Below are 24,744 nucleotides of genomic sequence, written 5' to 3'. Positions count from 1 at the left end.
GCCGATACTTAACAGGTTCTCCCCGCCCCGAGCCAAAGCCGCAAAGCGCCCCATTTTCCTTGCTTTTCCCGGCCCATGCGCCTAAGCGCCGCCCGTCCGTGAAGGCGTTCGCCCGATCGGATGCCTTCGGCAGCATTCGGCTCCGGGGCGGTTCGGCCCTTTTTGGCCCACGGCCCGCATGGGGCGGTACGTGGAGGAAAGACCGGCGGAAACAACCGCCTGGCCGGGATACCTAGAAACAGGAAGCTTGGATAATGGCTACCAACCCGTCGCGCGACGATTTCGCCGCGCTGCTTGACGAATCGCTTGGCGGCGCCGCCAACGGTGGCTTCGAAGGCCGCGTCGTCAAGGGCACCATCACCGCCATCGAAAACGACAAGGCCGTCATCGACGTGGGCCTGAAGAGCGAGGGCCGCGTTGCCCTGCGCGAATTCGCCGCCCCCGGCCAGGCGCACGGCCTCAAGGTCGGCGACGAAGTCGAAGTCTACGTCGACCGCGTCGAGAACGCTGACGGCGAAGCAATGCTCAGCCGCGACCGCGCCCGCCGCGAAGCCGCCTGGGACAAGCTCGAGAACGAATTTGGCGAAGGCAAGCGCGTTGAAGGCGTGATCTTCGGCCGCGTGAAGGGCGGCTTCACCGTCGACCTCGACGGCGCCGTGGCCTTCCTCCCCGGCTCGCAGGTAGACATCCGCCCGGTCCGCGACGTGACCCCGCTGATGGACATGCCGCAGCCCTTCCAGATCCTCAAGATGGACCGCCGCCGCGGCAACATCGTCGTCTCGCGTCGTGCGGTGCTGGAAGAAACCCGCGCCGAACAGCGTTCGGGCCTGATCCAGAACCTCAAGGAAGGCCAGATCATCGACGGCGTGGTCAAGAACATCACCGATTACGGTGCGTTCGTGGACCTCGGCGGCATCGACGGCCTGCTCCATGTCACCGACATGAGCTACAAGCGCGTCAACCACCCGTCGGAAGTCATCGCCATCGGCGATACCGTCAAGGTGCAGATCATCCGCATCAACCAGGATACGCAGCGCATCAGCCTCGGCATGAAGCAGCTTGAAAGCGATCCGTGGGATGGCGTTGCCGCCAAGTACCCGGTCGGTGCGAAGCTCTCGGGCACCGTCACCAACATCACCGAATACGGTGCGTTCGTGGAACTCGAAGCCGGCATCGAAGGCCTCGTCCACGTTTCGGAAATGTCCTGGACCAAGAAGAACGTCCACCCCGGCAAGATCGTCTCGACCTCGCAGGAAGTCGACGTGCTGGTTCTGGAAGTCGACAGCGACAAGCGCCGCATCAGCCTCGGCCTCAAGCAGGCCCAGCAGAACCCCTGGGAAGCCTTTGCAGAAAAGCACCCGGTCGGTTCGACCGTGGAAGGCGAAGTCAAGAACGCGACCGAATTCGGCCTGTTCATCGGCCTCGATGGCGACGTCGACGGCATGGTCCACATGTCGGACATCGCCTGGGGCATCTCGGGCGAAGACGCGCTGGCTCTGCACCGCAAGGGCGAGCAGGTTTCGGCCGTGGTTCTCGACGTCGACGTCGAGAAGGAACGCATCAGCCTCGGCATGAAGCAGCTTGAAAAGGGCGCTCCGGCTGCTGGTGGCGTTTCGGCTGCCGGTGCTGGCTCGCTGCGTCGCGGCGAAGTCGTCACCGTCACCGTACTCGAAGTCCGCGATGGCGGCCTCGAAGTGCAGGCTGGCGAAGACGGCGCAACCGGCTTCATCAAGCGCTCGGATCTGGGCCGCGACCGTGACGAACAGCGTCCGGACCGCTTCCAGGTCGGCCAGAAGCTCGATGCCATGGTCACCGGCTTCGATCGTTCGAAGAAGCCGAACTTCTCGGTCAAGGCCCGCCAGCTGGCCGAAGAGAAGGAAGCCGTGGAACAGTACGGCTCGTCGGATGCCGGCGCCTCGCTGGGCGACATCCTCGGCGCCGCTCTGAAGGCGAAGCAGTAAGCTTCACCGCCTTCAAGGCACTGAACAGCAAGGCCCGTCCGGAGAAATCCGGGCGGGCTTTTGCTTTGTCCGGAAGGCGGCGCTAAGCTTGCCCCATGACCCTACAGATCCACCAGTTCCCCTGCCTGTCCGACAACTACGGCTTCCTCGTCCACGATACCGGGAGCGGCGAGACAGCCTGCATCGACACGCCGGACGCCGATGCTTACCTGCGCGAGGCCGCGGCCAAGGGCTGGCGCATCACCCAGATCTGGAACACCCACTGGCACCCCGATCATGCCGGCGGGAACGAGGCGATCAAGGCGGCAACAGGTTGCACAATCATCGCACCGGAAGACGACGCCGGAAAGATCGCCGCCGTGGATCGCACCGTGGGCCAGGGCGATACAGTTCAGCTTGGTAGCTTCACCGCGACCATCATCGACGTTGGCGGCCACACCATGGGCCACTGCGCCTACCACCTGCCCGCAGCATCGGTAGCCTTCGTCGGCGACGCCCTCTTCCCGCTCGGCTGCGGCCGGATGTTCGAAGGCACCCCGCCGCAGTTCTGGGCGAGCCTCCTGCGCCTCAAGGCCCTACCCGCCGAAACGACGCTCTACAGCGCCCACGAATACACCCAGTCCAACGCCCGATTCGCTCTCTTCGCAGATCCGGACAACAAGGCCCTCTCCGCCTATGCCCGGGGCGTCGATGAAAAGCGCGAGCGTGGCGAATGGACGGTACCCACCACGCTCGCCGCCGAACTCGCCGCCAACCCCTTCCTGCGCGCCGACGATGCCGACATGGCCGCGCGCTGGGGCGGATCGTCGCCGGAAGAGACATTTGCCGCCCTGCGCAAGGCCAAGGACACTTTCCGCTGACGCCGATCCTGCTAAAGCGTGAGTTGACTTGGGGGAACGCATGGCCGGCGAGAGAAAGATCATCCGCGTAACGTCGTTCGACGTGGCCGAAGCCGCAGGCGTAAGCCAGTCGACGGTCAGCCGCGCCCTTGCCGGCGACACCTCGATCAGCGAGCCCACCCGCCAGCGCGTGATGGAAGCCGCCCGCCGCCTGAACTACCAGGTGGACGAGAACGCCGCCCGCCTGCGCCGTGGCCGCACCGGCACGCTCGCCGTCGTGATGATCTGCCGCGAGGCGCAGGACCGCAAGGACATCAACCCCTTCTACTTCTCGCTGCTCGGCTCCACCTGCGCCGCCGCCTCGGCCAAGGGCTACGAGACGCTGGTGTCCTTTCAGGACGCGCCGGAGAACTTCTGGGGACACTTCCAGGAACGCCGCAAGGCCGACGGCATGATCGTGATCGGCACGACCACCAACACCCGTGCGTGGGACTATTTCCGCGACATGCCGGAAGGCACGCACTGGACCTGCTGGGGCTCGCCCGACAACGACATGCCGTGGGTGCGCAGCGACAACCTCTCGGGCGCAACGCTGGCCACGCGCCACCTCTTGGTGCGCGGCTACCGCCAGATCGTCTGCATCGGCTCGGCCACCTCACCCCAGCGCCAGTTCCAGGAACGCTACGAGGGTTACGCCGAAGCGATGCGATCAGCGGGACTCGAACCCGTCCTGCAACAAGTCGAAAGCGGCCTCGCCCGCGAAGAGCAGGGCCGCCGCGCCGCAATAGCCCTGGCCGAGAGCGGCACCCCGTTTGACGCGATCTTCGCCGTCTGCGACGACATGGCCTTGGGCGCGCTCAAGGAACTGACGGCACGCGGGCTATCGATCCCGGACCAGATTGGCATCATCGGCTTTGACGGCATCCGTGCAGGCGCATGGTCCACCCCGCCCCTCACCTCTATCGAACCGGACTTCCAGATGGCCGGCACTCTGCTGGTCGAACAGTTGCTGGCGAAGATCAACGGTACGGAAGGCTCCGGGCGGCGCGTGCCAGTGAGGCTGGTGATCAGGGGATCGACGCGGCCCTAGCGCCCGCTGATGACGAGCCGATATCCCGCATCGTACGTGTCGGATGCACACAGGTCGCCATAGCGTTTGTGCCACGCACCTGACGTCAGATCGTCCTCAAGCATCTGCAGCCCCGGCGCCAACGATTCTCCCAGCGCCCAGAATGACGAACTCCCCTTGCGATACCGGGCATCAAGATAGACCTCGGGTCGCCGCCAGAAAGCGTAAAGGAACCCGTCGACGCAGTCATGCGGCACCGCCACCGGCGCGATGCTGACTGGCCCGAGCTGCTCCTCATAAAATGACATCTGCGGCATCTGCGCATCGTCGAGAGCCGCCAACTGCGGCAAGTATTCCGTCAACCATGGACGTTGTGCCGGATCGTACGTCAGTATGACCACCGGCCCGCGAGCCACGCGACGCATCTCGCGCAAGCCCTTGGCCTTCTCGGCCCAATGATGCACCGTCAGAACTGCCATCGCCGCATCGAATGCGCCATCGCCAAAGGGCAATGCTTCGGCACTCGCCTGAACCACGGGCACGGCATTTGAGGACCGCTTGGCAATCATTTCCGACGATGGTTCGACGGCGGTGACCTTCCGGTCGCATGGCTCATACGAACCCGTTCCAGCGCCGACATTCAGGACTGTCTCAGCACCCCCAAGAGCAGCGTGTATCAATCGCGCAATGCGGGGGTCGGGTCGACGCAAACGATCATAATCCACACCAATGGTGTCGTAGAGCGCCATGCCTTCCTCGTGTCCGAATATTCCTGCGGTCCTAACGCAAGAAGTGGAGAAACAAAAACCCCTCCCGGCTCGCACCGGAAGGGGTCTTCGTGTTCTGTAAGCCCTGAAGCGGCTTGAAGCCGATCAGTTCACCAGCCCGGCAATCGCGCCATCCACCAGCGCCTTGTCGGCACCTGCGGAGTGGTTCTTCGCGATCAGGTCGCGTGCGGCGGCAGTCGCAGCCTCGGCGGCCTTGGCGCGCAGGTCGTCAACCGCAGCGCGCTCGGCAGCGGCGATCTTGTCCGACGCCATCTTCTCGCGGCGGGCGATGACGGCGGCGGTGTCGGCCTCGGCCTTGGCGACAATGGCTGCCGCTTCGGTCTTGGCGTGCTCGACCATGGCCGCCGCGTCCTTCTCGGCGTTGGCGATCTTGGCGGCGTATTCGGCGCGCAGCTTTTCGGCTTCGGCGCGCAGCACCTTGGCTTCATCGAGCTGCTTGCGGATCGCATCGATCTGCTTGTCCAGACCACCGACGATCGCGCCGGGGACCTTCTTCGAGACGAGGATCGCAAGGAAGATTGCCATCGACAGGGCGACCCATGCGCCCGGCCCGAGGCCGAGTGCCGAAGGTTCGACGTGGTGTTCGCCGCCAGCAGCTTCGTGCTCGACGACAGCGGTCGTCTCTACAGCGTTAGCCATTTGCGAGAACTCCCTTCACGGCGGCCTGCGCCTCGGCAGCGGGGATCGACAGGCCGGCGAGGCGGCTTGCGATGTCCTGCGCGGCTTCGGCAGCAACGCCTTCCACTTCACCCAACGCGGCGGCGCGGGCAGCGGCAATGCGGGCTTCGGCAGCCGTGACGGTCTGGTCGATGCGAGCCGAGGCGGTAGCGAGCTTGGCATCTGTGGCCTTGGCCGCGTCCGCCTTGGCAGCGGCAATCACGGCCTGGGCTTCGGCGCGCTGCTTGTTCGCCTGGACGCGCCATGCCTCTTCCTCGGCATCGGCGGCGGCCCGTGCGGCTTCGGCAGCGGCAAGGTCGTCGGCGATCTGCTTGTCGCGGCCGTCCATCGTGGAGACGACCTTGGGCAGCATGCCCCGGCCGATCACGAAGAAGACAATGCCGAAGAACACCAGCAGCCAGAAGACCTGGCTGGAATAGGTGGTGGCAAGCTGTTCAATCTGAGGCATCGCGGGTGTCCGGGCGTCAGGCGGCCGGGGCGGACCCCGGCCAGCATTTCAACAATCAGTGAGCTTCGTTTGCCTTAGGCAACGAAGATCAGGATCATCGCGACGACGAACGAGAGCAGGCCCAGAAGTTCGGCGGCGGCGAAGCCGATGAACAGGCGGCCCTGCTGGCCGTCAGCGGCTCCGGGGTTGCGCAGCGCGCCTTCGAGGAACTTGGCAAACACGTTGCCCACGCCCAGCGAGGCGAGACCGGCGCCAACAGCGGCGAGACCAGCACCGAGCAGCTTTGCGCTTTCTGCGTCCATGTCAAAAACTCCTTTTATCAATTCCGTATGGGAAAATGTTGCGGGTATCAGTGAAGGTTCTCGGCGTCGTTCAGGTAGACGCAGGTGAGCAGGGCAAAGACGTATGCCTGAATGCCTGCCACCAGAAGTTCCAGCGCACAGATGCCGATCATCAGCACGAAGCTGGGAACGGCGGCGAGGAAGAAGGTCCCCACCCCGGCATTGGTGCCGGAGATGACGAAGCCCGAGAGCACTTCGAGCAGCACGTGCCCGGCCATCATCGCCACGAAAAGACGCAGGCCAAGGCTGAACGGACGCACCATGAACGAGATCAGCTCGATCGGGAAAATGATCGGGATCATCGGAACGGGCGTGCCGTGCGGCACGAACAGGGAGAAGAAGTGGAAGCCGTGCTTGGCAAAGCCGACGCCGAGCACGATGGCAAAGCTCATGATTGCGAGCACGCCGGTAACGGTGAAGTGGCTGGTTGCCGTGAACGGGTGCACGCCGACGAGGGCCAGCGGCAGAAGGCCGAGCATGTTGGCGAACAGGATGAAGCCGAACAGCGAGAACACGTAAGGCAGGTACTTGCGGCCAGCCTTGCCGATGTTGGCCTGAAGCAGATTGTCGACGAAGCCGGTCAGGCCTTCGACAGCCATCTGCCAGCGGCCCGGAACCAGCTCGCGCTTGGCACCACCGGCAACGAACGCGACCAGCACCACCGTAGTGATCGCCATCCACAGCGACGAGTTGGTGAACGCGATGTTGTAACCACCAATAGACCAGTGATCGGTCCCGAAAAGGGTCTCGATCGTGAACTGGTGAACCGGATCGACCTTGCCTTCGGCCACGCGCTTAACCCCGTATCACTCGAATACAACAACAGCGCCCTATTCGGGGCGCCGGCTCGAAATTCGGATGATGTTCCGGAATGCCACGACGACCCCCATGAACAGCATCACCAAGAGACCCCAGGGGCTCGTTCCGGCAAACTGGTCAATGACCCAGCCGATGAACGCGCCGCCCACGAGGCCGCCGATCAGTTCCGCCAGCACGCGGTTGCCCATGCGGTAATTCGCATCGGTTTCCCCACCTGCCTTTGGCCGGTTGCGCTCCTCTTCCCGCTCGCGAAGGGCTTTCAGCCGCTTGTCGAGCGCGTCGATCCGCGCATCCTCGCCGATTGGCTCCGTCCCGCCGGTTTCGTCATTCATGCTTGTTCCCCTGATCAGTCGCCCGACCGAAAGTGCAGCACAAACGACGGATGACCGCCGAGAGCGCCGCCCCCTTAGGCGGGGGTATTCTTGAGTCAACCGTCACGAACCGTGTCTGATCCCCTGTCTGACCCAAGGTATCATCGCAAATGCGAACGCCCTCCCCCGCAAGTGCGAGGAAGGGCGCGAAAGTGGCTGAAACCGGCCAGCGATTCGTATGCGGAAAATTGCGTCAGGGGCAGCGCGAATCGCGCAACGGCGCGCCTGCACCACGGGTCTGCCAGGAACCGTCGGGCGCCTGGTACTTCTCGCCCGGCTTGGTCTGGGCGATCAGCAGGCAGCCCGAGGTGAGTGCATATTCCTCCACCGTTGCCTTGTTGGCCTGGGCCTTCTCGGCGTAGACTGCCTTGCGCTTGATGTTGATGTCCTCGACCACCGCGCGCAGCGCCGGGCTCGGCGGGGTGACGTAGCCGAGATAGCCGTCCATCTTCTCGCCGACCTGGCCGGAGGCACGTGCTGCGGCATAGGCGGGATCGCGGTTCTGCGCGACGGCGGGCACGGCAAGCGTGCCGAGCACCAGCCCGGTTGCAGCGAGCGTTGCGAAGGTCTTGCGCATCGAAACCTTGGTCATCGTCTTCGTCCTCAGAACGCCTCGGCACATCAGAAGATGTCCGGGTTGCTTTCGATCGTGGCGTTCGCATCCTGCGCGAGCCGGTACACGACCTCCTGCTTGATGTTGATGTTGAGCTCGATCACGATCGGCTTGTCCGGTGCCTTCACCGAAATGCAGCCGCCCAGTGCCAGGGCCCCCATCAACGGCAGCGCCAGCAGAAGGCGTTGCCTGAACTGATATCCGTGTGTCCCCATGACGCTCTTGGTCGCAGGGTTCGCGGATCGGGTCAATTCCACCTTCCTCATGGCATTTTTCCGCTTTCTGCAGGCTGAATGTTTTCAGTGTTTCCGGGGAGCACGATCACCGGCACCCCGCCCGGCCGCACGCCGTTCGCCGAGCGATAGAGCGGTCGTCCCTGCGCATCGACGAGACCCAGGGTCCTGGGATCCTTGACGAAAGCGGGATCGTACATCGCCTTGAACGAGGTGATGAGCTGGTAGAACGGTGCGCGGATGTTGACGTTGAACTGGATCGGCAGGTTGGCGACCTGCTTGGTGATGAAGTTCTGCTTCGTGCCCGCGCCCTGCTTGACCCCGCCGAACCGCACATTGGTGACGATCTCGCCCTCGAGATCGCCGCGCATGGCGATGGTCATGGTCTTGTAATCCAAGGATTTTAGAGCATCGAAGGCAAAGTTGGCCATCGCTCCCATGTTCTCGTAGGTGAGCGCGCCGATGTAGGACACGTTGCCTCCCGGTGCGCGCGAGACGAGCGTTCCCTCCTCGATCCGACCGCCGTTGGCGTCGAAAATCAGCGGGAACTGTCCGTCGAAAGTGCCTGTTGCGGCTAGATTTCCCAGCTCCATCTTCTCGATGAACTTGGCCGCGTCGATGCCGATGACGCTCAGCGTATAACGGCGCGCTTCGGCGAGACCGAGGCGCAGGTCGGTCGGTTCGAGGACGAGCGTGCCGCCGAGGAACGGCCAGCGCGCGTCGTGCAGTCTAAGCACTTGATCCGGCAGCAGACTTATGTCGACGACGCCTTCGGTCACCTCGATGCCGGGGTTGATCGAGGCGACGGTCAGCTTCTGGTGCGGGGCGGTGACCATGCCGAGAAGGTCGGTGAACACGAGCTTGCCCTTCAGGCCCTTCACGGGGCCGAAAGCTGCTGCAAGATCAAGGTTTTCGGTGCCGAACGTGCCGGAACTTGTCACCCCGCGCGCCGTCCAGTCGATCACGCCGTCGCCGGTCACCTTGCCGTTGACGTTGGCGACGACGCCGAGCGCCAGGCGCGTGAGTTGCGCGGGTTGGAAGCCCTTGTCGAAAACGAGGTTGTCGACATTGATATCGGCGTGGCCGCGGGCAGTGGTGAGGTCGTGGCGGACGGCCACCGAGCCAACTTCGCGCGATGTCTTTGCTTCGCGCAGCAAGGCGTTGGCAGTTATGCGATTATCCGCCAGCGTCAGCGTTGCGCCGGTGGAATGCAGCTTTTCGAAGCGGGCAGGGTCGAGACGATCGGTGAGGTCAAATTCGGTGCCGGAAAGTACAAGCTTTCCATCGACATAGCGCCATTCACCCGAGGCATTGGAGATGTCGAGCGGAACGGCGGCGAGCTTGGCTCCAACTCCCCCATAACTCCCCCCAACTCTCCCCCAACTCTCGCGTCCAGATCGGCAACTGTGAGGTGCGTTGCGGTAGCAGGCGGACCCAGCGTGACGTCGACGGCAGTAGCCTTCAAGACACCCGGCCAGGCAAATCCAACAGCGCCAGTGCGCAGCGCAAGTTGGGTTTCACCCAACTTGCCGGTGAGATCGAGACCGGGCGTGCCGGCAGCGACCTGCAACCCCCTCGCCCCGTTGCGGACGATGGCGCTGCCGCCCGGCGGACAGAACTGCAGCGCGTTTCCGTCCACCGCCATCTGGCCGAGTTCCAACCGGTCGAAGCGGGCGGTGACGCAGTGGCGCCAGAGCGCGAGTTCGCCGCGCGCGCCGTAGGCACCGTTGACGGGGAGGACGAGGTTCTGAACGGAACCGCCCGGAATCGCGCCGGACACCTGGGTAGTGCCGGAAAAACCCAGCGATCCGTCAGCGATCTGGGCGATCATCATCTCGGGGATGGCCAGCGACCCACCGGCCGCGCGCCACGGCGCCATGGTCAGGCGGAACAGGGCCTGCCCCGCACGACCGCGCTCCATCCGTCCGACGATTCGCGGAAAGCCTGCACCGCCGGTGGCAAAACTGCCCGCCAGCAGGGGTGGACCGCCCTTGGTGCCGCTGGCCATTTGGAAGCGCGACAACGTGAGCAGCGTCTGCCCGGAGCCCCCGGTCAGGCGCGCCTGCGGGATCACCACCGACATCGCATCGCCATTGCGGCGCAGCGCGATTTCGCCACCGAGGCGGCTGCCACGTTCCTCGCGCTTGAGGCTAGCGCGCAATTGGGCGAGCATCGGTGCAAGGAGCGTGCCCGAGGCACTGCGCTCACCCGAGGCCAGGGCATTGTCGAGAGCCGCGCCCTGCCGCAGGCCCTGCCCGTCGATCGTGCCGCGAAACTCGGCCTTGCGGAAAGCCTCGCGGGTGCGGACCGAGCCTTCGAGCCCGAGCAGGCCGAAGCGGACGCCGCCGCTGCCGACTCCGCCGGCGTTGGCAGCGATCCGCCCGGTCAGGGCACTGTCGCGGAAGGCAAGGCGCGTATCGAGTGCCAGCGTTTCGGCATAGAGGCCGGGCACAGTCAGCTTGTTTCCGCGCACCGTGGCGGCACCGGCAAGTCCTGCAAAACCCTTGTCCGCCCGCGCATCGAGATCGGCCACGAGCGGACCGCTGCTCGCACCGCTATCGCAGGCAATGCGGTCCAGGCGCAGCGGCCCGGTCAGCGATGGCCGCTCCTCGCGCACTGCGATCTTGCCGACGAAGCGGGCGCCGTTCGCCTTGCAGCCGCTACCCGAAAGTGACGGCGCAACCGCCGCCAGCGTCCCGGCAAATCCGTTCTGCAAGCCGCCCCGGCCTTCGATCGAGAGGCCGATTTTCCCCCATCGGTGACGATCAGGCCGCGACCGCCCTGAACCTGCAGGTCAAGCTTGGGCAGCGTGAAGGGCTGGTTGTCGGTCTTGGGCGCGTAGATGAACTTGTCGAGCGAGCCGAAACTGACCCTGCCATCACGATATTGCCCATAGATGCGCGGCGCGACCAGCTTGACCGAACCGAGATAGGGCGCACCAAGGCCGTAGCGGATACCGACCTCCACGCGCTCGATCGTGAGATCCGGACGGCGCGGATCGCCGACGACCACGTTGCGCAGGATCTGCTGACCGGGGCCGATGCTCTCGATCTCGTAAGTCGCGGGCAGCCCATAGGATTTGAGCTGGCCGACGATGATGCGGTCAGCAATTGAATTGCGCGCAAGCCACAGGCCGCCCAGGCCCGCCACGGCCAGGACAAGCACGGACACGCCGACGCGCCGCAGCCCTTTGCGCGAGCGCACGGGCTCTGGCGGCGTATCCGGTTCCGCCAATTCGAAACTATCTGCCATCTGCCCCCTTCTTGCGCACTCCCCCCGCTTGGGCAATGCACGGCAAGTACATCTCACGTGTACGAACTGTTCGTACGGATTGGCGAACACTTGAGCGCCGAAGTGGTGCCCGGATAGGATCAATGACGGATCAAACCGGACTCTTTCCTGAACAGAACGGCAATAGCGGCAGCAGGATGAGCTTCGACGGCGGCGATGCCAGTGGCCATCGTGCCCGTCTGCGCAAGCGGTTGATGACCGGGGGCGAAGATGCGCTCGCCGATCATGAAGTCATCGAATACCTGCTGATGGTCGCGCGCCCGCGCATCGATACCAAGCCTATCGCCCGGTCGCTGATCCAGCGCTTCGGCAGCCTCGCGGGCGTGCTCAACGCCGATCCGCAGGCGCTCGCGCTGCATCCCAACATGGGCGAAACCAGCGCGGCGGCGTTGCGGATCGTCGCGCTTGCCGCGCGCAGGCTGGCCAAGACGGTCGTGCGTGAACAGCCGGTGCTTTCAAACTGGCAGGCCCTGCTAGATTATCTGCACATCGACATGGCGCATCTCAACGTGGAGCGCGTGCGGGTGCTTTATCTCAACACCCAGAACATGCTGATCCTCGATCATCTGGTCGGAGACGGCACGCTCGACGAAAGCCCGATCTATACCCGCGAAGTGGTGAAGAAGGGGCTGGACGTGGGCGCGGCAGCGATGATCCTGGTCCACAACCATCCCTCCGGCAGCCCCAAGCCCAGCCGCGCCGACATTCAGGTGACGCAGAAGATCATCGAAGCTGCCCGCTTGATGGGCATGAATGTCCACGACCACATCGTTATCGGGCGGGAGGGCCATACCTCACTCAAGGCGCAGGGCCTTATCTAGCGCCCGTTCGGCTTCGTCAGATAGCCTTTTCCCCAGCCTTGCCGACCGACTCAATGTCGCGGCCGATGCCTTGGACGGTGTTGCACGCGGCCAAGGCCAGTGAGCAACCGAGGGCGACGAGAACCAGAAACTTGCGCGCCATGTGCATTCTCCGTGCAAATTGTAAGCCAGCCGATATCGTGCGACGGCACACGATGCAATCATGGGCGAAAGTCGCCGCGCCTGCACGCCTGGTGATGAACCGTATCGGGCCGATTAGATGCCTCGGCCCTTGCGTTCCGGCCCCCTTGCCCCTAGCGGCCCCGGCAAAGCCTGCAGCGCCAAGATTCACGGAGTCGAACATGGTCCCCCGTTACGCCCGCCCCGCCATGACCGCGATCTGGGAGCCGGAAGCCCGCTATCGCATCTGGTTCGAGGTCGAAGCGCATGCCACCGAAAAGCTCGGTGAACTGGGCGTGGTGCCCCCTTCGGGCGCCAAGGCGCTGTGGGACTGGTGGGCGACGAACCCCACCATCGACGTTGCCGCGATCGACGCGATCGAAGCTGTAACCAAACATGACGTGATCGCCTTCCTTGATTGGGTGGCCCAGCAGGTCGGCCCGGAGGCGCGCTTCATGCACCAGGGCATGACCAGCTCCGACGTGCTTGACACCACGCTGAGCGTGCAGCTCGCCCGCGCTTCCGACCTGCTGCTGGCCGATCTTGATGCGCTGCTCGACGCAATCAAGCGCCGCGCGTTCGAACACAAGTACACCCCGACCATCGGCCGCAGCCATGGCATCCACGCCGAGCCGACGACCTTCGGCAAGAAGCTCGCCGAAGCCTACGCCGAGTTCACGCGCTGCCGGGCGCGCCTTGTTGCGGCGCGCGCGGAAGTTGCGACTTGCGCGATTTCGGGCGCGGTCGGCACCTTCGCCAACATCGATCCTTCCGTTGAAGAATACGTCGCCGACAAGCTCGGCCTTGCAGTCGAGCCGGTCTCGACCCAGGTGATCCCGCGCGATCGTCATGCGATGTTCTTTGCGACGCTGGGCGTCATCGCCTCGTCGATCGAACGCCTTGCCGTGGAAATCCGCCACCTGCAGCGCACCGAAGTGCTTGAGGCAGAAGAATACTTCTCGCCCGGCCAGAAGGGTTCGTCGGCAATGCCGCACAAGCGCAACCCGGTGCTGACCGAGAACCTGACCGGCCTTGCCCGCATGGTCCGCTCGGCCGTTACCCCGGCGCTGGAGAACGTGGCACTGTGGCACGAGCGCGATATCTCGCACTCCTCGGTCGAGCGCTTCATCGGCCCGGACGCGACGATCACGCTCGATTTCGCCCTCGCCCGCCTGACTTCGGTGGTCGACAAGCTGGTGATCTACCCCGAGCGGATGCAGAAGAATCTCGACAAGATGGGCGGCCTTGTCCACTCGCAGCGCGTCCTGCTGGCATTGACGCAGGCCGGGCTGGAGCGCGACGCCTCGTACCGCCTGGTGCAGCGCAACGCGATGAAGGTGTGGGAATCCGACGGCCAGCTTTCACTGATGGAACTGCTCAAGGCCGATCCGGAAGTTGCCGCCGTGCTGAGCGCCGAACAGATCGAGGAGAAGTTCAACCTCGATTACCACTTCAAGGCGATCGACACGATCTTCGCGCGGGTGTTCGGGCAAGCCTGAGCCGCTTTCCGGCGGGACTCGCCAAGAGACTTAACCTGTCTTAATCATCGGGGCAGGACGGGTGGCTCATGGAGCGAAAGGCATGCGAATGCTGCGCACGGTTTTCTGGGTTCTCGTCGTGGCGGTCCTCGCCGCGTTTACCGCCGCCAATTGGCAGCCAGTCGAAGTGCGCATCTGGGAAGGCCTCCTGCTGGAGACCCGCCTGCCCGCGCTGGTGATCCTCGCTTTCCTGCTCGGTCTCGTGCCGACCTGGCTGCTGTACCGGACGACGCGCTGGCGGCTGACGCGGCGCATAGCCAACCTCGAGACATCGCTGGGCGCCAAGGCCGCGCCTTCGCTGTCCTCGACCAATCTCGAAGCCGCGCGTGACGCGGACACATTCAAGAGCGAGACCCCGTGAGCAACCCGATCTACCTTGCCCTCGACCTGCCCCGGCTCGATGCCGCCATCGCGCTTGCCCAGAAGGTCAAGGGCCACGTCGGCGGACTGAAACTGGGGCTCGAGTTCTTCTGCGCCCACGGCCATCACGGCGTGCACGAAGTGGCCAAGGTGGGTCTGCCGATCTTCCTCGATCTCAAGCTCCACGACATCCCGAACACCGTCGCGGGCGCGATGCAGTCGATCCATGTGCTGGAGCCGGCGATCGTGACGATCCATGCTGGCGGCGGCCGGGCGATGATGGAGGACGCCAAGGCAGCGGCGGGCGAGCATACCAAGGTTGTCGCCGTGACCGTGCTGACCAGCCTCGACGATGGCGACATGACGGCGATGGGCGTAGGCGGATCGGCCTATGACCAGGCGCTGCGGCTTGCCGATCTGGCACAGGAAGCAGGGCTCGATGGCATCGTCTGTTCGGGCCACGAAGTCGGCGCAATCCACAAGCGGTGGAAGAAGGGCTTCTTCGTAGTGCCGGGCCTGCGCCCTGCCGATGGCACTCTGGGCGACCAGAAGCGCGCTGTCACGCCGCGCGCCGCACGCGATGCAGGCGCCAGCGTGCTGGTCATCGGCCGCCCGATCAGCCGCGCCGAAGACCCGGTCGCCGCCGCGCGCGCGATCGAGGCGACACTCTGATCCCATGATTCGTTTCCGCTTGGCCAAGGCTGGGGACGTGCCGGCGCTGCGGGCGCTGGTCGAGAAGGCCTATCGCGGCGACACCGCCAAGCGCGGTTGGACGCACGAGGCCGACCTGCTCGACGACGAGCGCACGAGCGACGCGGAACTGGCCGAGACCATCGCAGCGGAGACCTCTCGCGTGCTTCTCGCCGAAATCGACGGTGTGCTGGCAGGTACGGTGACGATCACCGATGTCGGCCAGGCCCGCGCCTATCTCGGGATGCTGTGCGTCGATCCGGACCTGCAGGCCGAGGGTCTGGGCCGGGCGCTGATCGCCGATGCCGAGGACATGGCCACCGAGGCGTTCGGCGCGCGGCTCATGGAAATGACGGTGATCGACGCGCGGCCCGAACTGATCGCGTGGTACGAACGCCGCGGCTATGCCCGCAGCGGCGAGACACGGCCGTTCCCCAATGGCGAGGCCGTGCCGTTCCGCATGGTGGTGCTGGAAAAAGACCTTAGCTGAGCGGTCTATTCCGGCAGTGGTTCGGAACCGGCGCCCGAATCGCCATAATCGCTCGGCACTTCGACCTGTGCTTCGTTTGCAGCCCGCTCGGCCTCGGCAATATCGCGGTGCATTTCGGCATCCTGCTTCAGCGCCTTGCCAGCAGCACCGGCAAAGCTGCCATCGACACCGTCACTTGGCCAGCGGGAGGCAGTTGCACCACCGGCAAGCTCGGGGTTGAACGGACGGTCCTTCAGCGTGGCATCGACCAGTTCGATCACGCGGTTGCGGATCATGTTGTGGGCCATGCCTGCCGCTGCGCCTTCGCCGGCGCCACCGCCCTCGCAGGTCACCTTGACCTTGGTCAGCTGTGGCTCAAGCTCGGTCAGATGCATGTGGCAGATGCGGTGGGCCATATCGCCCAAGGCATCATAGGTGACTTCAGAACCGCCATTGCCGGTGATGGTCGTCCGCAACCGGAAGAATGGGCCGTCACCGGACGACGCGATGCGGGCGGAGAGCAGCTTGTCGTATGCCTGCTTGCGGCTGAGCGGATATTCGTCAGGCTCGGCGGCGCAGCCAGCAAGCAGACTGGCCAGCGCAGCTCCTAGGATCAGTCCCGCACGCTTCATGTATTCCCCCTCGTCCAACATTAACGGGACATAACCGCGAAGGATTAATCCCATGTTTCGCGTTTAACCGGGCACCAGTTCAGGTGCGCGACAGTTGGACTGGGCAAGTCTTGCCGCAATCCATAAGGAGACAAGCCCCGTGAAGTTCTTCAAATCCGCTACCGTTCTTGCCGCATTGCCGCTGGTCGCGCTTGCCGGCGCAGGCCTTGCGCAGAGTGCGCAAGCGCAGACCGTTTCCGCAGGCCCGGTCGTGGCCGCTGGCAACACCCTGCTCAACATCTCGGCAGAGGGCAAATCAGCCCGCACGCCCGACCTCGCCGTGTTCAATGCCGGCGTCACGACACAGGGCAAGACCGCAGGCGAAGCGCTGACCGAGAATGCGCAGCGCATGACCGCCGTCATCGCCGCCCTGAAGAAGGCGGGCATCGCCGAGCGCGACATCCAGACCAGCAACCTTTCGGTCAATCCGGTCTACGGCCAGCCCAAGCGCCTGCCGGACGGCTCCTTCGAACAGCAGGACCCGGTCATCATCGGCTATCAGGCGACCAACCAGGTTTCGGTCCGCCAGCGCAAGCTCGACCAGTACGGCAAGGTCATCGACACTCTCGTTTCGGCCGGCGCCAACCAGGTCAATGGCCCGACCTTCCAGATCGACAGCCCCGATGGTGCGCTCGACGAGGCGCGGCTTGAGGCTATGAAGAAGGCGCGCGCGCGTGCCGATCTCTATGCCCGGGCCGCTGGTCTGCGTGTGGTGCGCGTGCTGTCGATCAGCGAGAACGGTGGTTGGGCGCCGCCACAGCCGCCGATCATGTTCGCCCGCGCAGAAAAAGCCATGGTGCAAAGCACTTCGCCGGTGGCAGCAGGCGAACTTGAAATGACCGTGACAGTCAACGTCAGCTACGAACTGGCGCCCTGAGGCCTGATTGACATGGGCGGCGCGCCTCTCCTAACGCGCCGCTCATGCCTGGACCTTCCATCAAGATCTGCGGGGTGACCACCCGCGACGCGCTTTCCGCAACGATCGAGGCGCGGGCAAGCCATGTCGGGTTCAACTTCTTCCCACCGTCACCGCGCTTTCTGACGCTGGGCGATGCTCCGGCACTGGCCATGCAGGCAGAGGGACGACTGACTCGAGTCGGCGTGTTCGTCGATGCCGATGATGCAGCGCTGGGCAATGCCGTGGCCGCAGCCCGGCTCGACGCAATCCAACTGCATGGCAAGGAAGATCCGGCGCGGGCCGCAGCGATCCGCGCCCGTTTCGGCAAACCGGTGTGGAAGGTGATCTCGGTGGCGGGGCCGGGCGATGTGGCCAAGGCCGATGCCTATGCCGGTGTTGCCGATTTCATCCTGTTCGATGCCAAGACGCCCAAGGGCGCGGCGCTGCCCGGCGGACTTGGCCTTGCGTTCGATTGGGACTTGCTGCGCGCTTACAAGGGGCCGCTGCGCTGGGGCCTTGCCGGCGGTCTTTCGCCCACGAACGTGGCAGAGGCCGTGCGCGGAACCGGTACAACGCTGGTCGACGTTTCGTCAGGCGTCGAAAGCGCGCCGGGCGTCAAGGATGCCGACCGCATACGCGCCTTCTGCTTCAACGCGCGGACAGCCTGATCCCGCTTCGCGCTCGGCGTGCTGACGGGGACAGATCAGGAAAGTGCATCTCCCCATATGAAAACGGGCGACCTCATGGAGGCCGCCCGCTTCATTTCGCTTGTTGCGAAGTTCGATCAGAACTTCACGCCAAGGCCGACGGCAACTGCGTCGACGTCGATCGTGCTGTCCTTCACGAAGAAGTGACGGTACTCGACCTTGCCATAGAGCTTGCCGAACGAGTGCTGGTAGCCAGCGCCGGCAGTCCAGGTGCCATCGCACAGGTCGCAGAATTCGGTGTTGTAACCGCCAACAGCGTAGAGCTTGCCAGCTTCGGCGATCTTCGCACCAACGCGGCCGTTGAAGCCGAACGAAACCTTGGTGCCTTCGGTCAGCAGCTTGTCAGCCGAAACTTCAGCGCCGACAAACGCGGTCGAACCGAGGTCGTAGTCGTAGCCAGCGGCCACGCCAGCGATCGCTTCGCTTTCACCGTCGCTCCATGCAACGCCGCCGCGTGCTTCGACGCGAGTTTCGTTGGCGAGAGCCGGGGTAGCAGCAACAAGCGAGGCTGCGAGAGAGATAAGAACCAGACGCATAGATTTTACTCCTGACTTTTTGGCCCCTTCTGTGAAGGTGGCGAGGCGTCAGGTAGGTCTGGTCCAGTTCGGTGGCAATGACGAAAATCACAAGAATATCAAAACGCAGAATGGTTGTGACATAGCTGCAACATTCGGCAGACTAACAAAACTCGTTACTTTTGAGATTTACTTGGTCATTATTATAACGCCAAAAGGCGACCCCTTTCGGAGCCGCCTTCACGACGTTGCAGGGACGCCCTAGTCTGATCAAGATTGCCCGCACATGAACGGATCGTGCAGGTTGCCGCAATGCAGCATCGTATCTTTGCACCGCCCCTGCCCCAAAGGCGCAGGCATTGCAAATCTGGACTTTCCGCAAAGGCTCTGCCAAGCGCTGCGCCATGAACGCGCAGACTCCCAACAGCTTCCGCAACCAGCCCGACGAACGCGGCCACTTCGGCCAGTTCGGTGGCCGCTATGTCGCCGAAACGCTGATGCCGCTGATCCTCGATCTCGAGCAGGAATACCGCAAGGCCAAGGCCGACCCGGCGTTCCAAGCAGAGTTCGACGACCTGCTCGAACACTATGTCGGCCGCCCGAGCCCGTTGTACTTCGCGCCCCGGCTGACGCAAGAGTTGGGCGGGGCACAGGTGTGGTTCAAGCGCGACGAACTGAACCACACCGGCGCGCACAAGATCAACAACTGCATCGGCCAGATCCTGCTTGCCATGCGCATGGGCAAGACGCGGATCATCGCCGAGACCGGCGCGGGCCAGCATGGCGTGGCCACCGCCACGGTCTGCGCGCGCTTCGGCCTGCCTTGCGTGATCTTCATGGGCGCGACCGACGTGGAGCGGCAGAAGCCCAACGTGTTCCGCATGAAGCTGCTGGGCGCCGAAGTCGTGCCGGTGACGGCGGGCGCGGGCACGCTCAAGGATGCGATGAACGAGGCGCTGCGCGACTGGGTGGCGAACGTCCACAACACGTTCTACATCATCGGCACTGCCGCGGGTCCCCACCCCTATCCCGAACTCGTCCGCGATTTCCAGAGCGTGATCGGCAAGGAAGCGCGCGCCCAAATGCTCGCCCGCACCGGACGCCTGCCTGACGTGCTGGTCGCGGCCATCGGCGGCGGATCGAACGCCATCGGCCTGTTCCATCCGTTCCTCGATGATGCCAGCGTCAAGATGCTCGGCGTGGAAGCGGCGGGCCATGGGCTGGACAAGGAGCACGCCGCCAGCCTCGCAGGCGGACGCCCCGGCATCCTCCACGGCAACAAGACATACCTGCTGCAGGACGAGGACGGCCAGATCACCGAAGGCCACTCGATCTCGGCGGGCCTCGACTATCCCGGCATCGGCCCTGAGCATTCGTGGCTCAAGGAAATCGGACGCGTGGACTATACCTCGGTGACCGACAAGGAAGCATTGGACGCCTTCCAGCTGCTCTGCCGCACCGAAGGCATCATCCCGGCGCTCGAACCCGCCCACGCCATCGCGGCAGTGAAGAAGGTCGCGCCGACAATGGGCAAGGACCAGATCATCCTCGCCAACCTCTGCGGCCGCGGCGACAAGGACATCTTTTCGGTTGCGGAGCATCTGGGGGTTTCGTTGTGATTTAGCCCTCCCCCCTTCAGGGGAGAGGGTTGGGAGAGGGGAAATTGCGCGACGCCCGCCTCACGGAATTCGCCCGCGAAAACCGCAAGGCCATGTCAGAACCGGAAACGCGAATCTGGCTTGCCTTGCGCGCTGGACGGTTCGAAGGGGTGAAATTCCGGCGGCAGAAGGTTATCGGCCAATACATTGCCGATTTCGCTGCCAACGAACCTCGCATCGTGGTGGAGATCGACGGCCACACGCATGACGTCGACGACCCTCGCGATGCGGAAAGAACGAAATATCTGAACGAGCGCGGCTACCATGTGGTCCGCTTCACGAACGGCGATGTTATGACGAACCTTGAAGGTGTGCTGCAGATGCTTGCCATGACGCTGAGCGAAGCGCGGGAAGCCCCTCTCCCAACCCTCTCCCCTGAAGGGGAGAGGGCTTGATGTCGCGCCTCACCTCCGCCTTCGCCAAGGGCCGCCCCGCCCTCGTCACTTTCGTCACGGGTGGAGATCCGACGCCTGACGCCACTGCTGCCATCCTTGACGCGCTCGTCGAAGGCGGGGCCGATGTGATCGAACTGGGCATGCCGTTCACCGATCCGATGGCCGATGGGCCGGCGATCCAGCTGGCGAACCTGCGTTCGCTCGGCGCTGGCACCAAGACGGCTGATATCCTGCGCATCGCTACCGAATTCCGCGCGCGCCACCCGGACGTGCCGCTGGTGCTGATGGGCTATGCCAATCCGATGACCATTCGCGGGGCCGACTGGTTCGCCGCCGAATGCGTCAAGGCGGGCGTCGATGGCGTGATCTGCGTCGACATTCCGCCCGAGGAAGACGCCGAACTGGGCCCCGCCCTGCGCGATGCCGGCGTGTCGCTGATCCGCCTCGCCACGCCGACAACCGATCATGCGCGGCTGCCTGCCGTGCTCGAAGGCTCTTCGGGCTTTCTCTACTACGTCTCGGTCGCCGGGATCACCGGCATGCAGCAGGCAGCGCAATCTTCCATCGAAGAGGCCGTGGCGCGGATCAAGGCTTCGGCGACGATCCCGGTGGCCGTCGGCTTTGGCGTGCGCACGCCTGAGCAGGCCGGGGCGATTGCCAGGGTTGCTGACGGTGTGGTTGTCGGGTCAGCCTTCATCGATCTGGTCGAAAAGCATGGCGCGGATGCCGCTCGCCCGGTGAGGGAACTCACCGCCGCGCTCGCCGCTGCCGTCCACTCTGCCCGCAAGGAACTCTTATGAGCTGGCTCAACAAGGTCCGTAACGCCCTCCCGTTCACGCCGAAGCGGGACACGCCGGACAACCTGTGGATCAAGTGCCCTTCGTGCAGCGAAATGCTGTTTACCAAGGAGTACGAGGAAAACCTCTCGGTCTGCCCGCATTGCGACCACCATGGCCGCATCGGCGCGGACGCACGGTTCGACCAGCTGCTGGACGCTGGCTACGAACTGCTGCCCGCGCCCAAGGTCAAGGAAGACCCGCTCAAGTTCCGCGACAGCAAGAAGTACGTCGATCGCCTGAAGGCCGCCCGCGCTGCCAATCCCCATGCCGATGCGCTGACCAATGCCTTCGGCAGGATCGAAGGGCAGAAAGCCGTGGTCGGCGTGCAGGAGTTCGCGTTCATGGGCGGCTCGATGGGCATGGCCGTGGGCAATGCGTTCATCGCCGGGACCGAGCGTGCGATCAGGGAGAAGTGCCCTTACATCGCCGTGACGGCCGCTGGCGGCGCACGCATGCAGGAGGGCATCCTCTCGCTGATGCAGATGCCCCGCTCGACCGTGGCGATCTCGCGCCTCCACGCGGCAGGCCTGCCCTACATCGTGGTGCTGACCGATCCGACCACCGGCGGCGTGACCGCGTCCTACGCGATGCTGGGCGACGTGCAGATTGCCGAACCCGGTGCGCTCATCGGCTTTGCCGGACAGCGCGTCATCCAGGACACGATCCGCGAGAAGCTGCCCGAAGGCTTCCAGCGCGCCGAATATCTCCACGCCCACGGCATGGTGGACATGGTGACGCACCGTCGCGACCTGAAGGTCACGCTGGCGCAGGTGATCGACTACCTGATGGCGGGCAAGGCGGCGGCTTGAAGCCCCTCCACCACCCCGGATCGGGTCCGGGGCGGTCCCCCTCCCCGTTTGGGCTTCGCCAGAACGGGGAGGATCAGCACAGTTGGCAAAGCCAATGACGGAGGGGTTGCTTGAAGGACTTCGCGATCTCCGAGAACCCGGCGGTTCAGGCCCAGCTTGACCGTCTCGGCGCGCTGTCGCTGCCATCGGGGCGGCTCGGGCTCGATACCGTGCGCGAACTTTGCGCGCGCCTGGGCAATCCGCAGGACCGTCTGCCGCCCGTGTTCCATGTTGCCGGGACCAACGGCAAGGGTTCGACCTGCAGCTACCTGCGGTACATTCTCGAGGCCGAGGGGCTGACGGTCCACTCCGCCACCAAGCCGCACCTCGTCCGCTACAATGAACGCATCCGCATCGCTGGCAAGCTAATCGAGGACGAGCTGCTCGCCGCGCTGCTCAAGGAAGTGCTGGACGCGAGCGAAGGGCTGGAGCCGAGCTTTTTCGAGGTGACGACGGTCGCCACCTTCCTTGCCTATGCACGGCATCCCGCCGATGCCTGCGTGATCGAGACCGGGCTGGGCGGCAGGCTCGATGCCACCAACGTCATGCCGACGGCTGCGGTATGCGGGATTGCGACGCTGGGCTTTGACCACGAAGCGTTCCTGCTTGCACCCGAAGACGGCGTGCCAACTGACCCGCTAGCCCGGATCGCGTTCGAGAAGGCGAGCATCGCCAAGCCTGGCGTGCCGCTGGTGACGATGGCCTATCCGCAGGTTGCCGCCGATTCGGTGGCCGAGACGGTGGCGCGGATCGGTGCGCCGCTGGTCATGCGCGGGCGGGATTGGGAGGCCGAGATTGCCGGCTCCATCCTCTATCGCGATGCGCACGGCGAGTTGCCGCTGCCCCTGCCCGCGCTGCCCGGCACGCATCAGGCAGAGAACGCAGCACTGGCCGTGGCGATGATCCGGCACCAGAACGCGGTACGTGTCAGCCTGGGCGCGCTTGGCAAGGGCATCGTCGATGCGCGTTGGCCGGCGAGGTTGCAGCGCCTCGGCGCGGGTCCGTTGACCGCGCTTGCGGGCGGACGCACCGTCTGGCTGGACGGTGGACACAATCCCGATGCCGGGCGTGCCATCGCGCGGCACCTCGAAGGCCAGCCGCCGGTGCACCTGATCATGGGCATGCTGGCGAACAAGGATCCTTCGGCGATCCTCAAGCCGCTGGCGGACCGCGCCTTGTCGATCTCGGTCGTCCCTGCTCCCGGGCACGATGCGCACAAGCCTGCGGACTTTGCGCCGTTCACCAGCCTGCCGGTCGGCAGCTTTACCACCGTGCCCGAAGCCATCGCCGCGCTCCCGGCGGATGGCGACGTGCTGATCGTCGGCTCGCTCTATCTTGCAGGCGAAGTGTTGCGGCTGAACGACGAGATACCGGACTGATCAGGCGAAGGGATCGGCGTCCGACTTCTCTTCGCCCGCTGTGCCCATCGCCGCGTCGACAAGCCCGCTGCGGCTCATCCACCAGAACAGCACGATGCCGGGCAAGGCCAGCACGGTGGTGAGCAGGTAGAAGTTCACGTACCCCATGCTCTCGATCAGCGCGCCTGCGGTCGTGCCCGTGGCGAAGCGGCCGACGATGCTCGCGGCCGCGGAAATCAGCGCATACTGGGCAGCGGTGTAGCGCAAGTCGCACAGCGCCGAGAAATAGGCGACGACGACGACGCCGCCATAGCCGGAGGCGATGTTCTCGAAGCCGATTGCGCCGGCCATGCCGATGTTTGAATGGCCCGCAGCAGCCAGCGCTGCGAACGACAGGTTCGACACAGCCATCAGCACCAACGCCAGCAGGACCGAGCGCTTGAGGCCCATCTTCGCGTAGGCCACGCCACCGATGAACACGCCGATCAAATAGGCCCAGAAGCCCACGCCGACGTCCCACAGCGCGATCTCGTCATTGCTGAAGCCGAGATCGTCGAACAGCAGGCGGAAGGTCAGGTTCGCCAGCGTATCGCCAACCTTGTGGACGAGGATGAACAGCAGCACGAGCCACGCGCCGTTGCGGCGGAAGAATTCGAGGAACGGGCCGATGATGGACGACAGGACCTCGCCCACCCCCTTGCGGGCAACTGGTTCACGATGCCGTTCAGGTTCACCGAGGAACAGCGCGGTCAGCATGGCGGGAAGGGCAAAGAGCGCGCAGGCGAGGTAGGCTGCGCTCCAACCCGCGCGGGCCGAGACGACCAGCGCCAGGGCGCCCGCCCCCGCGGACCCGATACGCCAGCCGTACTGGCTCATGCCCGAACCCGTGCCGAGCTGGTAGGGCTTCAATGTTTCGATACGGTAGGCGTCGATCACGATATCGAAGGTCGCACCCGCAACGCCCACCAGCACTGCTGCGAGGACCGTCGCGCCGAGGTCTGCCGAAGGATCGACCAGCGCGAGATTGGCAACCGCCGCCATTACCAGCGAACCCGCTAACAGCATCCACGAAACGCGCTGCCCCATGCGGCCCAGCAACGGCAGGTGCAGGCCGTCGACAATCCAGGCCCAGAACACCTTGAGGTTGTAGACCAAGAACGCCAGCGTGAAGGCGGTGACCGTCTTCTTGTCGATCCCGTCCTGCGCCAGCCGCGTTGTCAGCGTCGCGCCGATCATTGCATAGGGAAAGCCGGAGGAGACGCCGAGGAAGAACGCGGCGAGCGATTCCTTTTCGAGATAGGGGCGCACCGAGTCCCACAGGTTACGGTCACTGGCATCGGTGCTCATCGAAGATTTCGCTCCCTCAA

General features: G+C 64.6%; 29 protein-coding genes. 15 read left to right on the top strand and 14 right to left on the bottom strand.

What is annotated here, in order from left to right:
* Positions 1-254 precede the first annotated feature (254 nt).
* The 3 genes from rpsA (at position 255) to C7W88_RS09225 (ending at position 3,890) form a co-directional block, all read left to right on the top strand.
* The gene (gene rpsA / locus C7W88_RS09235) at positions 255-1,961 is read left to right on the top strand and encodes a 30S ribosomal protein S1 (protein ID WP_039334259.1); all 1,707 of its coding nucleotides are present in this window, start codon (positions 255-257) and stop codon (positions 1,959-1,961) included.
* A gap of 95 nt (positions 1,962-2,056) precedes the next feature.
* Complete coding sequence (gene gloB / locus C7W88_RS09230; RefSeq protein ID WP_118073312.1) at positions 2,057-2,821, top strand: hydroxyacylglutathione hydrolase; 765 nt, start codon at positions 2,057-2,059, stop codon at positions 2,819-2,821.
* Between the two features lie 40 nt (positions 2,822-2,861).
* On the top strand, positions 2,862-3,890 hold the full coding sequence (locus C7W88_RS09225) for a LacI family DNA-binding transcriptional regulator (RefSeq protein WP_205525152.1): 1,029 nt from the start codon (positions 2,862-2,864) through the stop codon (positions 3,888-3,890).
* On the opposite strand, the gene C7W88_RS09220 is transcribed toward C7W88_RS09225, so the two are convergent.
* The 10 genes from C7W88_RS09220 to C7W88_RS09175 all read right to left on the bottom strand — a co-directional run bounded on the left by C7W88_RS09220 (position 3,887) and on the right by C7W88_RS09175 (position 10,876).
* Positions 3,887-4,618 (bottom strand): class I SAM-dependent methyltransferase, encoded by a 732-nt coding sequence (locus C7W88_RS09220; RefSeq protein WP_118073311.1) that lies wholly within the window; start codon positions 4,616-4,618, stop codon positions 3,887-3,889. The genes C7W88_RS09225 and C7W88_RS09220 overlap by 4 nt on opposite strands.
* Before the next feature lie 123 nt (positions 4,619-4,741).
* Positions 4,742-5,296 (bottom strand): hypothetical protein, encoded by a 555-nt coding sequence (locus C7W88_RS09215; protein ID WP_118073310.1) that lies wholly within the window; start codon positions 5,294-5,296, stop codon positions 4,742-4,744.
* Positions 5,289-5,783, bottom strand: coding sequence for an ATPase (locus tag C7W88_RS09210; RefSeq protein ID WP_118073309.1), 495 nt, complete (start codon positions 5,781-5,783; stop codon positions 5,289-5,291). The genes C7W88_RS09215 and C7W88_RS09210 overlap by 8 nt, the downstream gene beginning before the upstream one ends.
* A gap of 74 nt (positions 5,784-5,857) precedes the next feature.
* A complete protein-coding gene (locus tag C7W88_RS09205) occupies positions 5,858-6,085 on the bottom strand; it encodes a F0F1 ATP synthase subunit C (protein ID WP_011444975.1) in 228 nt (75 codons plus the stop codon).
* A 47-nt stretch (positions 6,086-6,132) separates the two neighbouring features.
* Positions 6,133-6,915 (bottom strand): F0F1 ATP synthase subunit A, encoded by a 783-nt coding sequence (locus C7W88_RS09200; protein ID WP_118073308.1) that lies wholly within the window; start codon positions 6,913-6,915, stop codon positions 6,133-6,135.
* Between the two features lie 39 nt (positions 6,916-6,954).
* Complete coding sequence (locus C7W88_RS09195; RefSeq protein WP_118073307.1) at positions 6,955-7,275, bottom strand: AtpZ/AtpI family protein; 321 nt, start codon at positions 7,273-7,275, stop codon at positions 6,955-6,957.
* A 232-nt stretch (positions 7,276-7,507) separates the two neighbouring features.
* Positions 7,508-7,906, bottom strand: coding sequence for a YdbL family protein (locus tag C7W88_RS09190; RefSeq protein ID WP_205525151.1), 399 nt, complete (start codon positions 7,904-7,906; stop codon positions 7,508-7,510).
* A gap of 29 nt (positions 7,907-7,935) precedes the next feature.
* Positions 7,936-8,193, bottom strand: coding sequence for a YnbE family lipoprotein (locus tag C7W88_RS09185; RefSeq protein ID WP_240344506.1), 258 nt, complete (start codon positions 8,191-8,193; stop codon positions 7,936-7,938).
* Positions 8,190-9,317, bottom strand: a complete 1,128-nt coding sequence (locus tag C7W88_RS09180; RefSeq protein ID WP_118073306.1) for a YdbH domain-containing protein — start codon at positions 9,315-9,317, stop codon at positions 8,190-8,192. The genes C7W88_RS09185 and C7W88_RS09180 overlap by 4 nt, the downstream gene beginning before the upstream one ends.
* Before the next feature lie 32 nt (positions 9,318-9,349).
* Entirely contained in the window at positions 9,350-10,876 is a 1,527-nt protein-coding gene (locus C7W88_RS09175) for a hypothetical protein (RefSeq protein ID WP_162895970.1), read from the bottom strand.
* Positions 10,877-11,534: 658 nt separating this feature from the next.
* On the opposite strand from C7W88_RS09175, the gene radC reads away from it, so the two are divergent.
* Positions 11,535-12,272: a DNA repair protein RadC gene (gene radC / locus C7W88_RS09165; protein ID WP_118073303.1), complete on the top strand. Its 738-nt coding sequence runs from the start codon at positions 11,535-11,537 to the stop codon at positions 12,270-12,272.
* A 16-nt stretch (positions 12,273-12,288) separates the two neighbouring features.
* Here radC and C7W88_RS09160 read toward each other — a convergent pair whose 3' ends face one another.
* Complete coding sequence (locus C7W88_RS09160) at positions 12,289-12,414, bottom strand: entericidin A/B family lipoprotein (RefSeq protein WP_118073302.1); 126 nt, start codon at positions 12,412-12,414, stop codon at positions 12,289-12,291.
* Positions 12,415-12,613: 199 nt separating this feature from the next.
* On the opposite strand from C7W88_RS09160, the gene purB reads away from it, so the two are divergent.
* The 4 genes from purB (at position 12,614) to C7W88_RS09140 (ending at position 15,509) form a co-directional block, all read left to right on the top strand.
* Positions 12,614-13,930, top strand: a complete 1,317-nt coding sequence (gene purB / locus C7W88_RS09155) for an adenylosuccinate lyase (protein ID WP_118073301.1) — start codon at positions 12,614-12,616, stop codon at positions 13,928-13,930.
* 88 nt (positions 13,931-14,018) lie between these two features.
* Entirely contained in the window at positions 14,019-14,330 is a 312-nt protein-coding gene (locus C7W88_RS09150; protein WP_240344505.1) for a DUF1049 domain-containing protein, read from the top strand.
* On the top strand, positions 14,327-15,001 hold the full coding sequence (gene pyrF, locus C7W88_RS09145; protein ID WP_118073299.1) for an orotidine-5'-phosphate decarboxylase: 675 nt from the start codon (positions 14,327-14,329) through the stop codon (positions 14,999-15,001). Before C7W88_RS09150 ends, pyrF begins: the two co-directional genes overlap by 4 nt.
* Positions 15,002-15,005: 4 nt before the next feature.
* Positions 15,006-15,509, top strand: coding sequence for a GNAT family N-acetyltransferase (locus C7W88_RS09140; protein ID WP_118073298.1), 504 nt, complete (start codon positions 15,006-15,008; stop codon positions 15,507-15,509).
* Between the two features lie 5 nt (positions 15,510-15,514).
* On the opposite strand, the gene C7W88_RS09135 is transcribed toward C7W88_RS09140, so the two are convergent.
* Positions 15,515-16,120 carry a hypothetical protein gene (locus tag C7W88_RS09135; RefSeq protein WP_162895969.1) on the bottom strand — a complete coding sequence of 202 codons (606 nt, stop codon included), beginning with the start codon at positions 16,118-16,120 and terminating at the stop codon, positions 15,515-15,517.
* Between the two features lie 139 nt (positions 16,121-16,259).
* Here C7W88_RS09135 and C7W88_RS09130 point away from each other — a divergent pair, with 139 nt between their 5' ends.
* Together C7W88_RS09130 and C7W88_RS09125 are read left to right on the top strand one after the other, a co-directional pair.
* On the top strand, positions 16,260-17,036 hold the full coding sequence (locus C7W88_RS09130; protein ID WP_118073296.1) for an SIMPL domain-containing protein: 777 nt from the start codon (positions 16,260-16,262) through the stop codon (positions 17,034-17,036).
* Between the two features lie 44 nt (positions 17,037-17,080).
* A complete protein-coding gene (locus tag C7W88_RS09125; protein WP_118073295.1) occupies positions 17,081-17,725 on the top strand; it encodes a phosphoribosylanthranilate isomerase in 645 nt (214 codons plus the stop codon).
* Between the two features lie 116 nt (positions 17,726-17,841).
* Here the strand turns inward: C7W88_RS09125 and C7W88_RS09120 are convergent, their stop codons facing one another.
* Complete coding sequence (locus tag C7W88_RS09120) at positions 17,842-18,300, bottom strand: outer membrane protein (protein WP_118073294.1); 459 nt, start codon at positions 18,298-18,300, stop codon at positions 17,842-17,844.
* Between the two features lie 383 nt (positions 18,301-18,683).
* Between C7W88_RS09120 and trpB the strand changes: the two genes are divergently transcribed.
* The 5 genes from trpB to C7W88_RS09095 all read left to right on the top strand — a co-directional run bounded on the left by trpB (position 18,684) and on the right by C7W88_RS09095 (position 23,398).
* Positions 18,684-19,898 carry a tryptophan synthase subunit beta gene (gene trpB, locus C7W88_RS09115; protein WP_118073293.1) on the top strand — a complete coding sequence of 405 codons (1,215 nt, stop codon included), beginning with the start codon at positions 18,684-18,686 and terminating at the stop codon, positions 19,896-19,898.
* Between the two features lie 92 nt (positions 19,899-19,990).
* A complete protein-coding gene (locus C7W88_RS09110; protein ID WP_370073111.1) occupies positions 19,991-20,332 on the top strand; it encodes an endonuclease domain-containing protein in 342 nt (113 codons plus the stop codon).
* Positions 20,332-21,132 carry a tryptophan synthase subunit alpha gene (gene trpA / locus C7W88_RS09105; RefSeq protein ID WP_118073291.1) on the top strand — a complete coding sequence of 267 codons (801 nt, stop codon included), beginning with the start codon at positions 20,332-20,334 and terminating at the stop codon, positions 21,130-21,132. The genes C7W88_RS09110 and trpA overlap by 1 nt, the downstream gene beginning before the upstream one ends.
* Entirely contained in the window at positions 21,129-21,980 is an 852-nt protein-coding gene (accD, locus tag C7W88_RS09100) for an acetyl-CoA carboxylase, carboxyltransferase subunit beta (RefSeq protein ID WP_118073290.1), read from the top strand. Before trpA ends, accD begins: the two co-directional genes overlap by 4 nt.
* Positions 21,981-22,090: 110 nt before the next feature.
* On the top strand, positions 22,091-23,398 hold the full coding sequence (locus C7W88_RS09095) for a folylpolyglutamate synthase/dihydrofolate synthase family protein (RefSeq protein WP_118073289.1): 1,308 nt from the start codon (positions 22,091-22,093) through the stop codon (positions 23,396-23,398).
* Here C7W88_RS09095 and C7W88_RS09090 read toward each other — a convergent pair whose 3' ends face one another.
* The gene (locus C7W88_RS09090; RefSeq protein ID WP_118073288.1) at positions 23,399-24,724 is read right to left on the bottom strand and encodes an MFS transporter; all 1,326 of its coding nucleotides are present in this window, start codon (positions 24,722-24,724) and stop codon (positions 23,399-23,401) included.
* Positions 24,725-24,744 lie beyond the last annotated feature (20 nt).

It is taken from the genome of Novosphingobium sp. THN1, assembly GCF_003454795.1.
Taxonomy (GTDB): domain Bacteria; phylum Pseudomonadota; class Alphaproteobacteria; order Sphingomonadales; family Sphingomonadaceae; genus Novosphingobium.
The sequence above is the reverse complement of the archived record's forward strand: the minus strand, read 5'-3'. Positions and strand labels throughout refer to the sequence as shown.

Bases quoted from the DNA above. Each gene is read 5' to 3' on its own strand.
- C7W88_RS09090 (WP_118073288.1), bottom strand. From the start codon at position 24,724: ATGAGCACCGATGCCAGTGACCGTAACCTGTGGGACTCGGTGCGCCCC.
- purB (WP_118073301.1), top strand. From the start codon at position 12,614: ATGGTCCCCCGTTACGCCCGCCCCGCCATGACCGCGATCTGGGAGCCG.
- C7W88_RS09150 (WP_240344505.1), top strand. From the start codon at position 14,019: ATGCTGCGCACGGTTTTCTGGGTTCTCGTCGTGGCGGTCCTCGCCGCG.
- C7W88_RS09225 (WP_205525152.1), top strand. From the start codon at position 2,862: ATGGCCGGCGAGAGAAAGATCATCCGCGTAACGTCGTTCGACGTGGCC.
- C7W88_RS09215 (WP_118073310.1), bottom strand. From the start codon at position 5,296: ATGGCTAACGCTGTAGAGACGACCGCTGTCGTCGAGCACGAAGCTGCT.
- trpA (WP_118073291.1), top strand. From the start codon at position 20,332: ATGTCGCGCCTCACCTCCGCCTTCGCCAAGGGCCGCCCCGCCCTCGTC.
- C7W88_RS09185 (WP_240344506.1), bottom strand. From the start codon at position 8,193: ATGAGGAAGGTGGAATTGACCCGATCCGCGAACCCTGCGACCAAGAGC.
- C7W88_RS09160 (WP_118073302.1), bottom strand. From the start codon at position 12,414: ATGGCGCGCAAGTTTCTGGTTCTCGTCGCCCTCGGTTGCTCACTGGCC.
- gloB (WP_118073312.1), top strand. From the start codon at position 2,057: ATGACCCTACAGATCCACCAGTTCCCCTGCCTGTCCGACAACTACGGC.
- trpB (WP_118073293.1), top strand. From the start codon at position 18,684: ATGAACGCGCAGACTCCCAACAGCTTCCGCAACCAGCCCGACGAACGC.
- C7W88_RS09135 (WP_162895969.1), bottom strand. From the start codon at position 16,120: ATGAAGCGTGCGGGACTGATCCTAGGAGCTGCGCTGGCCAGTCTGCTT.
- C7W88_RS09220 (WP_118073311.1), bottom strand. From the start codon at position 4,618: ATGGCGCTCTACGACACCATTGGTGTGGATTATGATCGTTTGCGTCGA.
- C7W88_RS09190 (WP_205525151.1), bottom strand. From the start codon at position 7,906: ATGACCAAGGTTTCGATGCGCAAGACCTTCGCAACGCTCGCTGCAACC.
- C7W88_RS09140 (WP_118073298.1), top strand. From the start codon at position 15,006: ATGATTCGTTTCCGCTTGGCCAAGGCTGGGGACGTGCCGGCGCTGCGG.
- C7W88_RS09110 (WP_370073111.1), top strand. From the start codon at position 19,991: ATGTCAGAACCGGAAACGCGAATCTGGCTTGCCTTGCGCGCTGGACGG.
- C7W88_RS09125 (WP_118073295.1), top strand. From the start codon at position 17,081: ATGCCTGGACCTTCCATCAAGATCTGCGGGGTGACCACCCGCGACGCG.
- C7W88_RS09120 (WP_118073294.1), bottom strand. From the start codon at position 18,300: ATGCGTCTGGTTCTTATCTCTCTCGCAGCCTCGCTTGTTGCTGCTACC.
- rpsA (WP_039334259.1), top strand. From the start codon at position 255: ATGGCTACCAACCCGTCGCGCGACGATTTCGCCGCGCTGCTTGACGAA.
- C7W88_RS09210 (WP_118073309.1), bottom strand. From the start codon at position 5,783: ATGCCTCAGATTGAACAGCTTGCCACCACCTATTCCAGCCAGGTCTTC.
- C7W88_RS09205 (WP_011444975.1), bottom strand. From the start codon at position 6,085: ATGGACGCAGAAAGCGCAAAGCTGCTCGGTGCTGGTCTCGCCGCTGTT.
- accD (WP_118073290.1), top strand. From the start codon at position 21,129: ATGAGCTGGCTCAACAAGGTCCGTAACGCCCTCCCGTTCACGCCGAAG.
- C7W88_RS09195 (WP_118073307.1), bottom strand. From the start codon at position 7,275: ATGAATGACGAAACCGGCGGGACGGAGCCAATCGGCGAGGATGCGCGG.
- radC (WP_118073303.1), top strand. From the start codon at position 11,535: ATGACGGATCAAACCGGACTCTTTCCTGAACAGAACGGCAATAGCGGC.